Source organism: uncultured Pseudacidovorax sp. (assembly GCF_913773995.1).
GTDB lineage: Bacteria > Pseudomonadota > Gammaproteobacteria > Burkholderiales > Burkholderiaceae_C > Xenophilus.
Genome location: NZ_CAJYES010000091.1, coordinates 1 through 11,572, shown reverse-complemented (window position 1 = coordinate 11,572; position 11,572 = coordinate 1). Strand labels below are relative to the sequence as shown.

The 11,572-nt window shown below is 70.8% G+C and carries 8 protein-coding genes; 6 read left to right on the top strand and 2 right to left on the bottom strand.

What is annotated here, in order from left to right; all coding sequences use genetic code 11:
* Nucleotides 1-44: 44 nt before the first annotated feature.
* Together acs and QZ772_RS08160 are read right to left on the bottom strand one after the other, a co-directional pair.
* A complete protein-coding gene (gene acs / locus QZ772_RS08165; protein WP_295524567.1) occupies nt 45-2,012 on the bottom strand; it encodes an acetate--CoA ligase in 1,968 nt (655 codons plus the stop codon).
* A gap of 26 nt (nt 2,013-2,038) precedes the next feature.
* Entirely contained in the window at nt 2,039-3,682 is a 1,644-nt protein-coding gene (locus tag QZ772_RS08160; protein WP_295524566.1) for an acyl-CoA synthetase, read from the bottom strand.
* 126 nt (nt 3,683-3,808) lie between these two features.
* Here QZ772_RS08160 and QZ772_RS08155 point away from each other — a divergent pair, with 126 nt between their 5' ends.
* The 6 genes from QZ772_RS08155 to QZ772_RS08130 all read left to right on the top strand — a co-directional run.
* The gene (locus tag QZ772_RS08155; RefSeq protein WP_295524564.1) at nt 3,809-5,806 is read left to right on the top strand and encodes a PAS-domain containing protein; all 1,998 of its coding nucleotides are present in this window, start codon (nt 3,809-3,811) and stop codon (nt 5,804-5,806) included.
* On the top strand, nt 5,803-6,576 hold the full coding sequence (locus QZ772_RS08150; protein WP_295524563.1) for a response regulator transcription factor: 774 nt from the start codon (nt 5,803-5,805) through the stop codon (nt 6,574-6,576). Before QZ772_RS08155 ends, QZ772_RS08150 begins: the two co-directional genes overlap by 4 nt.
* 137 nt (nt 6,577-6,713) lie before the next feature.
* Nucleotides 6,714-7,022, top strand: coding sequence for a DUF485 domain-containing protein (locus QZ772_RS08145; RefSeq protein WP_295524562.1), 309 nt, complete (start codon nt 6,714-6,716; stop codon nt 7,020-7,022).
* Complete coding sequence (locus tag QZ772_RS08140; protein ID WP_295524560.1) at nt 7,019-8,761, top strand: cation acetate symporter; 1,743 nt, start codon at nt 7,019-7,021, stop codon at nt 8,759-8,761. Before QZ772_RS08145 ends, QZ772_RS08140 begins: the two co-directional genes overlap by 4 nt.
* Nucleotides 8,762-8,939: 178 nt before the next feature.
* Nucleotides 8,940-10,466, top strand: coding sequence for an alkaline phosphatase D family protein (locus QZ772_RS08135; protein ID WP_295524559.1), 1,527 nt, complete (start codon nt 8,940-8,942; stop codon nt 10,464-10,466).
* Between the two features lie 302 nt (nt 10,467-10,768).
* The coding region (locus QZ772_RS08130; RefSeq protein ID WP_295524558.1) for an MFS transporter at nt 10,769-11,572 on the top strand (804 nt) is incomplete at its 3' end.

Below are 11,572 nucleotides of genomic sequence, written 5' to 3'. Positions count from 1 at the left end.
CGATGCGACCGATGCAACCGGAACGACCCGCCCGACCAGCCCCCTCAGTTCGCCTGCGCCAACTGCTCCAGGATCGCCGGGTTCTCCAGCGTCGAGGTGTCCTGCGTGATCGCCTCACCCTTGGCGATGCTGCGCAACAGCCGGCGCATGATCTTGCCGCTGCGCGTCTTCGGCAGGTTGTCGCCGAAGCGGATGTCCTTGGGCTTGGCGATCGGCCCGATCTCCTTGGCCACCCAGCTGCGCAGCTCGTTCGCCAGCGCCTTCGCCTCCTCGCCCGTCGGGCGCGGCCGCTTGAGCACCACGAAGGCACAGATCGCCTCGCCCGTGGTGTCGTCCGGGCGCCCCACCACCGCGGCCTCGGCCACCAAATCGGTCTTGGCCACCAGGGCCGACTCGATCTCCATCGTGCCCATGCGGTGGCCCGACACGTTCAGCACGTCGTCGATGCGGCCCGTGATCGTGAAGTAGCCCGTCGTCGCATCGCGGATCGCACCATCGCCCGCCAGGTAGTAGCGGCCCTGGAATTCTTCCGGAAAGTAGCCCTTGCGGAAACGCTCCGGATTGCCCCAGATCGTGCGGATCATCGACGGCCAGGGCCGCTTGACCACCAGGATGCCGCCCTGCCCCCAGGGCAGATCGTTGCCCGTCTCGTCCACCACCGCCGCCGCGATGCCCGGGAAGGGCAGGGTGCACGAGCCCGGCACCAGGTCCGTCGCGCCCGGCAGCGGCGTGATCATGTGCCCGCCCGTCTCCGTCTGCCAGAAGGTGTCGACGATGGGGCAGCGCCCGCCGCCGACATGCTGGTGGTACCAGGTCCAGGCGGCCGGGTTGATCGGCTCGCCCACCGAACCCAGGATGCGCAGGCTCGACAGATCGTAGCGGGCCGGGTGCACCGCCTCGTTGGCCTCGGCCGCCTTGATGAGCGAGCGGATGGCCGTCGGCGCCGTGTAGAAGATCGTCGCGCGGTGCGCCTCGATCATCTTCCAGAAGCGGCCCGCATCGGGGTACGTCGGCACGCCCTCGAACACGATCTGCGTCGCGCCCAGCATCAGCGGCCCGTAGGCGATGTAGGTGTGGCCCGTCACCCAGCCGATGTCGGCGGTGCACCAGAAGATGTCGTCGGCCTTCATGTCGAAGGTCCAGTGGCAGGTCAGGGCCGCATGCAGCAGGTAGCCGCCGGTGGCGTGCTGCACGCCCTTGGGCGTGCCGGTGGAGCCCGAGGTGTAGAGCAGGAAGAGCGGATGCTCCGCCTCCACCCATTCGGGCTCGCAATGCTCGCTCTGGCCGTCGACCAGCTCGTCCAGCCACAGGTCGCGCGGCGCCTGGAAGGGCACGGCCGCACCGGTGCGCCGGGCCACCACCACATGCCGCACGCTGGCGCAGCCGCCCTGGGCCAGCGCCTCGTCCACGATGGCCTTGAGCGGCAGCTGCTTGCCGCCGCGCACCTGCTGGTCGGCCGTGATGACCACGCAGGCGCCGGTGTCGGCGATGCGGTCGCGCAGGGCATGGGCCGAAAAGCCGCCGAACACCACCGAGTGGATGGCGCCGATGCGCGCGCAGGCCTGCATGGCCGCCACGCCGTCGATGGACATGGCCATATAGATGACGACGCGGTCGCCCTTCTTGACCCCCAGGGCGCGCAGCCCGTTGGCGATGCGGTTGACCCGCACCAGCAGCTGGCGGTAGCTGACGTGCGTGACGGCACCGTCGTCGGCCTCGAAGATCAGTGCCGTCTTGGCGCCCAGGCCGCGCTCGATGTTGCGCTCCAGGCAGTTCCAGCTGGCGTTGAGGGTGCCGTCGTTGAACCATTCGAAGAAGGGCGCCCGGCTGTCATCCAGCACGCGGGTGAAGGGCGTCTTCCAGCCCACATACTCGCGGGCCAGGCGGCCCCAGTAACCCTCGGGGTCGGCCTCGGCCTCGGCCACCAGGCGGTCGTAGGCGGCGCGGCCGGAGACATGGGCCTTCGCGGCCAGGACGAGGGGCGGGGGATAGAGGGCGGCGGTGTCGCTCATGGTCGTCTCCATGGAGGAAAAGGGGGTCATTCGATGGCGCTGGCGGAGTGCACCCGCTCGCGCAGCACGAACTTCTGGGTCTTGCCAGTGGAGGTCTTGGGCAGCTCGCCGAAGACGATCCGCTTGGGCATCTTGAAGCGCGCCAGCAGCGGCCGGCAGAAGTCCAGCAGCGTGGCCTCGTCCACCGTGGCGCCTGGCTTGAGCTCGACGAAGGCGCAGGGCACCTCGCCCCACTTGGCATCGGGCATGGCCACCACGGCGGCGGTGAGCACGGCGGGGTGGTGGTGCAGCGCGTCCTCCACCTCGATGGACGAGATGTTCTCGCCGCCGGAGATGATCACGTCCTTGCTCCGGTCGGTGATCTTCACGTAGCCGTCGGGATGCAGCACGCCCAGGTCGCCGGTGTGGAACCAGCCGCCGGCAAAGGCTTCCTCGGTGGCGCGCGGGTTCTTGAGGTAGCCCTTCATCACCGCATTGCCGCGGAAGAAGATCTCGCCCACGGTCTCGCCGTCGGCCGGCACGGGCTGCAGCGTGGCGGGGTCCAGAACCGTCACTGCCTCCTGCAAGGGATAGGGCACGCCCTGGCGGCCGTTCATGCGGGCGCGCTCGACCGGCGGCAGCTGCGCCCATTCGGGCTTCTGCGCGCACACGGCGGAGGGGCCGTACACCTCGGTCAGGCCGTAGACATGGGTGATGGCGATGCCCGCGGCCTCGCAGCCCTCGATCACCGCGGCCGGCGGGGCGGCACCGGCCACCAGGCCCTTCACGGGATGGTCAATGCCCTCGCGCAGCGCGGCGGGTGCGGCGATGAGCATGCTGTAGACGATGGGTGCGCCGCACAGGTGCGTGATGCGGTGCTCGCGGATCAGCCCGAAGATCGCGGCCGGCTCGACCCGCCGCAGGCACACGCTGGTGCAGGCCATCAGCGCGGTGGTCCACGGAAAGCACCAGCCGTTGCAGTGGAACATCGGCAGCGTCCACAGGTAGACCGCACCCTCGGGCAGGTTCCAGGCCAGGGCATTGCTCGCGGCATTGAGGTAGGCGCCGCGGTGGTGCGTGACCACGCCCTTGGGGTTGCCGGTGGTGCCGCTCGTGTAGTTGAGCGCGATGGCATTCCATTCGTCGGAGGGTGGCTGCCAGTCGAAGGCCGGATCGCCTGCGGCGAGGAAGTCCTCGTAGCCGATCTCGCCGAGCCGCGCGCCGGGCGGCGCCGTGTCGTCGTCCACCTCGATCACCAGCGGCCGGTGCGGGCCCAGCGCGCTCAGGGCCTGGGCCACCACGCCGGCGTACTCGCGGTCGGTGAGCAGCACCTTGGCCTCGCCATGCTGGAGCATGAAGGCGATGGCCTGCGCGTCGAGCCGGGTGTTGAGCGTGTTGAGCACGGCGCCCGTCATCGGCACGCCGAAGTGGGCCTCGTACATGGCGGGCACGTTGGGCAGCATGCAGGCGACCGTGTCGCCGGGGCCCACGCCGCGCTGCGCGAGGGCGCTGGCCAGGCGGCGGCAGCGTTCATAGGTCGTGGCCCAGCTCTGGCGGCGCTCGCCGTAGATGAGCGCGGTGCGCTGCGGAAACACATGCGCGGCCCGCGCCAGGAAGGACAGCGGCGTCAGCGCCACGAAGTTGGCCGCGTTGCGGTCCAGGCCCAGGTCGTAGGGATTGATGTGCGTCAAGCTTGTCTCCTGCGCAGTCGTGCCATCGTTCGATGGCGGTGATTTGTTGGCTTGGGGTCAGCCACATGCCGCAGACTCCGCCGCCGCAAGGATGAACCCCGAAGATTGCAGGAGACGCCGCCGAATATGACGAATGTTTGCAGCCCCGATGCGGCCGCCGCAGAGGGTGCCCCTGCGCCCCTGCAGCGCTACGTCACGCTGCAGACCGGACTGGACATGCTGGACGACGGCATCTCCATCTTCGATGCCGAACTGCGCCTGGTGGCCTGGAACAAGGCCTACCTGCGGCTGCTGGACTTCCCGCCCGAGCTGGTGTGGCTGGGTGCCCCGTTCCGCGACTTCATGGAATTCAACGCCCGCCGCGGCGACTATGGCCCGGGCAACCCCGAACAGCAGGTCGAAGAACGCATGGCACTGGCCCGGCGCTTCGAGCCGCACGACGTCGAGCGGGTCCGGCCCGATGGCCGCGTGCTGCGCATCCGCGGCCAGCCGGTGCCGGGCCTGGGCTTCGTCACCCTGTATTCCGACGTGACCGAGCGCCACCGCGCCGAGGCCACCATCCGGCGCCAGAACGCCGAGCTCGAAAGCCGAGTCGCCGCCCGCACCACCGAACTGCAGCGCAGCGAGCAGCGCGTGCGGCTGGTGATGGACTCCATCCCGGCGCTGGTGGCGTACTTCGACGCCGGGCGCGTCTATCGCTACCTCAACCGCGGCTATGCGGACTGGTTCGGGGTCGACACCGCTCGGCCCGAGGTCGTGAGTGCGCGGCGCTTTCTCGGCGAGGCGGTCTATGCGCATGTGCGCCCGCATGTCATGCGCGCACTGGCGGGCGAACCGCAGAGCTTTGCCTACGACCTGCGCACGCAGGACGGCCAGACCCGCACGGTGCGCACCTCGCTCGCGCCCGAGCGCGCCGCCGACGGCCGCGTGGCGGGCTGCTTCGAGCTCACCTTCGACATCACCGAGCAGCGCCGCGCCCAGGAACTGGTGGCGCGGGCGCAGAAGCTGGAATCGCTCGGCCACCTCACCGGCGGCCTGGCGCACGACTTCAACAACATCCTCACGGTGGTGATCGGTAACCTCGACGCGCTGCTGCGCCGCGGCGCCGCCGACGAGGCCACGTGCGAATTCGCCCAGCCGGCGCTGGACGCCGCGCGTCGTGGCGCCGAGCTGGTGCGGGCGCTGCTGAGCTTTGCGCGCCGGCAGCCGCTGCAGGCCGCGTCGGTGCACGTGGGCGCGCTCATCGAGACCGTGGCCCGGCTGGTACGCCGTGCGCTGCCCGACACGCTAGCGCTGGAGGTGGATGCCGGCCCGGCCGCCTTGTGGACGTGGATCGATGCGACGCTGCTCGAACAGGCGCTGGTCAACCTGATCCTGAATGCGCGCGACGCGACCGGCCCGCTGGGCCGCATCGTGCTGCGGGCGCGCGCTGCCCGGCTGGACGCCGCGCAGGCCGCGCCGCTGCAGATGTCGGCCGGCGACTGCGTGTGCATCGAGGTGCAGGACGATGGCTGCGGCATGGACGCCCAGACGCTGGCGCGGGTGTTCGAGCCCTTCTTCACCACCAAGTCGCCGGGCAGCGGCACCGGCCTGGGCATGGCCGTGGTCTACGGCTTCATCCGCCAGTCGGGCGGCGCCATCGACCTGCGCAGCGCGCCCGGGCAGGGCACCACCGTCACCCTGTGGCTGCCCGCCGCCGAGGCCCCGCCGCCCGCCGCGGACGAACTGCCGCCAGGGCAGACGGTCGCGCCTGCCTCGCAGGGCCTGGCGCTGCTGGCCGACGACGACGCGCAGGTGCGCCGCGTGATCCGCCGCAGCCTGCTGGAGCTGGGCTACTCGGTGCTGGAGGCCGAGAGCGGCACCGAGGCCGTGCAGCTTCTGGCCCACATGCCGGGCCTGGCGCTGGTGCTGTCGGACGTGCAGATGCACGGCGCGGTGGACGGCGTGGCCGTCGCCACAGCGGCCTGCGCGCTGCCGGCCGGCGTCGCCGCACCGGCCGTGGTGCTGATGAGCGGCCACGCGCCGGAGGCCATTGCCCGGCCGGCCGGCGTGCCCGTGATCACCAAGCCATTCACCGCCGAGCAGCTCGCGCGGGCCATCGAGGAAGGGAGACGACCACCATGATGAATTCACCTGGCCATGGCGCCGCCGGCACCGGCGTGCGCGGCCCCGGCAGGCACGACGAGGAGGCCGCGCCCGACCTCATCTACGTGATCGAGGACGAGCCCGAGGTGGCCCGCATCGTGCGCGCCACGCTGCAGGACTTCGGCTTCGCCTGCGAGGTGTTCGCCAGCGGCGCGGCGGCACTGCGCCGGCTGCAGGTCGAAAAGCCCGACCTCTGCATCATCGACCTGGGCCTGCCCGACATGGACGGGCTGGACCTGATGCGGCGCATCACCGCGGCCAGCAGCGCGGGCGTGCTGATCCTCACCGGCCGCGGCCATCCGGCCGACCGCGTGATGGGCCTGGAGCTGGGTGGCGACGACTACGTGACCAAGCCCTTCGAGGCGCGCGAGCTGGTGGCACGCGTGCGCAGCATCCTGCGCCGCCGCGGCCAGGCCGTCGGCGCCGCGCAGGGCCAGCGCCGACGGGCGCGCTTCAATGGCTGGCGCATCGACTGGGGCTCGCATGTGCTCACCGCCCCCGACGGCACCGAACACCTGCTGGGCACGGCCGAGGCACAGGTGCTGCGCAGCTTCATGGAGCGGCCCCACCAGATCCTCACGCGCGAGCAACTGCTGGGCACGCGCGATCTGCTGCCCACCGACCGCAGCATCGACGTGCGCATCTCGCGCCTGCGCAAGAAGATCGAGGGCGACACCGAGACGCCGCAGGTCATCAAGACGGTCTACGGCGCGGGCTACCTGTTCGCGGCCAACGTGGAGTGGGATTAGCGCCGGCGTCAGCCTCGCGCAAGCCTCATTGCGCGACTTGGCTTGCAATGTGACGAATGATTGCGCCGGGTCCGCGCGCAGCGACCGGCATCGAAGAATGCAGCACAGGCTCATTCCAGATGCCAGGAGACAACCCCATGAAAGACCCGGTCGCGGAGCGCATCCGCTCCCATCCCAAGTACATCGAACTGCGGCGGCGCCGCAACCGCCTGGGCGGCTGGCTCACCGCGATCATGCTGCTCGTCTACTACGGCTATGTCGCGCTGATCGCTTTCGACAAGCCCTTCCTCGCGCGGCCCATCGGCCAGGGCGTGACCACGCTGGGCATTCCCATCGGCCTGGGCGTGATCGTCTTCACCATCGTCATCACGCTGGCCTACATCCGCCGCGCCAATGGCGAGTTCGATCGGCTCACGGCCGAGATCCTGAAGGAGGCCGGCCAATGACGCGCGCATCCTTCTCCAGCACGGCGGCCCGTCTTGCACTGGCCTCGCTGCTGATGATGGCCAGTCTGGCCCAGGCCGCGGGCGGCGATGTCGGCCAGGTGGCCAAGCAGCCCACCAACTGGATCGCCATCGGCATGTTCATGGTGTTCGTGGCGGGCACGCTCTACATCACCAAGTGGGCGGCCAAGCGCACGCGCTCGGCGGCAGACTTCTACACCGCGGGCGGTGGCATCACCGGCTTCCAGAATGGCCTGGCCATCGCGGGCGACTACATGTCGGCGGCCTCCTTCCTGGGCATCTCGGCCGCCGTGATGGCCACGGGCTATGACGGGCTGATCTATTCCATCGGCTTCCTGGTGGGCTGGCCGGTGCTCACCTTCCTGATGGCCGAGCGGCTGCGCAACCTGGGCAAGTTCACCTTTGCCGACGTGGCCGGCTACCGCTTCCGGCCCGGCCCCATCCGCGCCTTCGCGGCCAGCGGCACGCTGGTGGTGGTGGCCTTCTACCTGATCGCCCAGATGGTGGGCGCGGGCCAGCTCATCAAGCTGCTGTTCGGCCTGGACTACTGGGTGGCGGTGGTGATCGTGGGCGCGCTGATGATGGTCTACGTGCTCTTCGGCGGCATGACGGCCACCACCTGGGTGCAGATCATCAAGGCCGTGATGCTGCTGGCCGGCGTGACCTTCATGGCGGTGATGGTGCTGGCGGCCTTCCACTTCAGCCCCGAGGCGCTGTTCGCCAGGTCGGTCGAGGTGCGCACGCAGATCGCCGCCAATGCCGGCAAGTCGCCTGAAGAGGCACGCAGCATCGGGCTGGCCATCATGGGCCCGGGCGGCTTCGTCAAGGACCCGATCTCGGCCATCAGCTTCGGCATGGCGCTGATGTTCGGCACGGCCGGGCTGCCGCACATCCTGATGCGCTTCTTCACCGTGCCGGATGCCAAGGAGGCCCGCAAGTCGGTGGGCTGGGCCACGGTGTGGATCGGCTACTTCTACCTGCTGATCTTCATCATCGGCTTCGGCGCCATCACGCTGGTGCTGACCAACCCGGAGTTCGCCAACGTGGCCACGGGCGTGATCCACGGCGGTGCGGGCGCGACCAACATGGCGGCCGTGCTGGTGGCCAAGGCGGTGGGCGGCAACGTGTTCTACGGCTTCATCTCGGCGGTGGCCTTCGCCACCATCCTGGCGGTGGTGGCCGGCCTGACGCTGTCGGGCGCCTCGGCGGTGTCGCACGACCTCTATGCCACGCTGATCAAGCAGGGCCGCGCCGAGCCGCGCGACGAGCTGCGCGTCTCGCGCATCACCACGGTGGCGCTGGGCATCATCGCGGTGCTGCTGGGCATCGCCTTCGAGAAGCAGAACATCGCCTTCATGGTGTCGCTGGCCTTCGCCATCGCGGCCTCGGCCAACTTCCCGGTGCTGTTCATGAGCGTGCTGTGGAAGGACTGCACCACGCGCGGCGCGGTGATCGGCGGCACGCTGGGCCTGGCGGCCTCGGTGGGGCTGACCATCGTCTCGCCCTCGGTGTGGGAGGCGACGCTGGGCTATCCCAAGGGCTCGGCGCTTTTCCCCTATACCTCGCCGGCGCTGTTCTCCATGGCCATCGGCTTTGCGGGCATCTGGCTGTTCAGCCTGATGGACCGCAGCCGCCAGGCCGCCGCCGAGCGGGCCGCCTTCCCGGCGCAGCAGGTGCGGTCGGAGACGGGGCTGGGCGCGGCCGGCGCCTCGGGGCACTGACAGGGCAAGAACGAATCCGGGGCTTGTCGGAGCGCGTCCGTCTTCCCCGGATTCGTTCACACCCTTCGAGCAGCGCCGTTCGTGCGGCCGCGGCCCGCTTCGAGGGCGCGCCGGCGAGGACAGCTGGCGGCAAGGCGCCTGCGGGCATGATCGGGGCATGTCGTCGCCCGTCCCGCCCTTGTCTCGTCTCTCCCGCCGCCGCCTGCTGCAAGGCGCGGCGGGCGCGGCGCTCGCCGCGCCCTTCTTTCGCTTGCATGCCCAGGGTGGCGACAGCCGGCCGCTGTTCAGCCTGGGCGTGGCCTCCGGCTGCCCCACGGCCGAGGGCGTGGTGCTGTGGACCCGCCTCGCGCCCGAGCCGCTGACCGGCGGCGGCATGGGCGAGGCACCCGTTCCGGTGGACTGGGAACTGGCCGAGGACGAGCGCTTCACCCGCATCGTCGCCCGTGGCCGCGCCATCGCCTTGGCCGAGCTGGCGCACTCGGTGCACGTCGAGGTGGCGGGCCTGGCCCCCGGCCGTGACTACTGGTACCGCTTCATGGCGCAGGGCATCCAGAGTCCGGTCGGCCGCACCCGCACCGCGCGTGCCCTGCAGGACGCCCAGCCGCTGCGTCTGGCTTTCGGCTCCTGCCAGCAGTACGAGCAGGGCTTCTACAGCGCCTACCGCGACATGGCCGCGCAGGATCTGGATGCGGTGGTGCACCTGGGCGACTACATCTACGAAGCCTCCTGGGGTCGCGACCATGTGCGGCGCCACGAGGCCGGCCTGCCGCAGGACCTGGCCGGCTATCGCAACCGCTACGCGCTCTACAAGGGCGACGCCGACCTGCAGGCTGCGCATGCGGCCTTCCCGTGGTTCGTCACCTGGGACGACCACGAGGTGCAGAACGACTATGCCGACGACCGCTCGCCGCAGACGCCCGACCCTGCTCCGTTCATGGCCCTGCGCGCAGCCGCCTACCAGGCCTGGTACGAGCACATGCCCGTGCCGGCCTGGATGCGCCCGCAGGGCGCGCAGGCCCGCATCCATGGCCGCTGGCAGATGGGCGGCATGGCCGAGCTCTTCGTGCTCGACGGCCGCCAGTACCGCTCGGCCCATCCCTGCGTGCCGGTGACCGGCAACAAGGGCTTCGTCGACTGTGACGAGCGCACGGCCGCCGGCAGCTACCTGGGCGCCGAACAGGAAGCCTGGCTCTACCAGGGCCTGGCGCGCGCCCAGGGCCGCTGGACGCTGATAGCCCAGCAGACGCTGATGGCCACCGCCCCGCGCAGCCGCGGCGAGGAGCGCGGCTACTGGGTCGATGGCTGGGACGGCTACGCCGCCAACCGCGAGCGCCTTTACGGCGCGCTGGCGGCCCGGCCCGAGCGCAACGCGCTGGTGCTGAGCGGAGACGTGCACTGCTTCTGGGCCGCCGACCTGCAGCGCGCCAGCGATGCGGCGCCGCTGGCCACCGAGTTCGTGGGCGGCTCGATCAGCTCGCAGGGGCCCTCGATGGCCACGGTGGCGGCGCTGCAGGCCAGCAACCCGCAGCTGCGCTGGGGCCGCGGCGACGTGCGCGGCTATGCGCTGGCCACGCTGGCGCCGGCCGAGGCGCGCGTCGAATTCCGCGCGGTGGACGACATCCGGCGGGCCGATTCCGGTGTGAGCCGGCTGGCGCGCTTCGTGGTGGAGCACGGGGCGCCGGGCGTGCACACGGTGGCGGGCTGAGTCCGGGGCGGGGGCCGCCATCCGGCTTCGAGGCCGCGCGCCCGGCCTCCTGCGGCATGCCGGCCGGGTTCTGCCGGATGGCCCGCACCTGCCGCATGCCGATTCGTGCCCATCCGCAAGCGCCGGGCCACAAGACCCCGCCTGCCGACCCGGATTCGCCAGTCTGTCGCGGCCCCGACCGCGGACGCTGTTAGGGTCGGCGCTTCCCGGGTTTTCCCTCATCTTTGCCTGACCGCCGGCCCACGGCGCTGCCTGCCAGCGCGGGCCGCTGTTCCGCCTTCCGCTGCGTCACCGCCTTGCCCATGACTTCCGCCATTTCACAGACCGACGCCGATTCCGAACGCACGCTGCTGCGCGCCGTGCTCGCCCTGGGGCTGGGCGGTTTCTCCATCGGCACGGGCGAGTTCGTGATCATGGGCCTGCTGCCCGAGGTGGCGCGCGACATCGGCACCAGCATTCCGCAGGCCGGCCACGCGATCAGCGCCTATGCGCTGGGGGTGGTGGTGGGCGCGCCGGTGCTGGCGGCGCTGGCCGCCGGTTGGCGCCGCCGTGTGCTGCTGATGGCGCTGATGGCCTTCTATGCCGTCGGCAACATCGCCAGCGCGCTGGCGCCCGATTACGCGTCGCTGCTGGTGCTGCGCCTGGCCACCGGCCTGCCGCATGGCACCTATTTCGGCGTGGCTGCGCTGGTGGCGGCTGCGTTGGCCCCACCCGGTCAGCGTGCGCGGGCGGTGGGGCTGGTGATGCTGGGGCTGACCGGCGCCACCTTGGTCGGCGTGCCCATCGCGGCCTGGCTGGGCCAGCATTTCGGCTGGCGTGCGGCCTTCGTCTTCGTCGGCCTGATCGCGGCTGCCGCTGTCCTGATGATCCGCCTGTGGGTGCCCGACATGGCCGCGGCGCACGGGGCCAGTCCCATGCGCGAGCTGGGTGCCCTGCGCCGGCGCCAGGTGTGGTTCACCCTGGGCATCGCGGCCATCGGTTTCGGCGGCATGTTCTGCGTATTCAGCTACGTCAAGCCCACGCTGACCGAGGTGGCCGGCCTGTCGGTGGAACGGGTGCCGCTGGTGCTGGCCCTGTTCGGCGTCGGCATGGTGGCGGGCACCCTG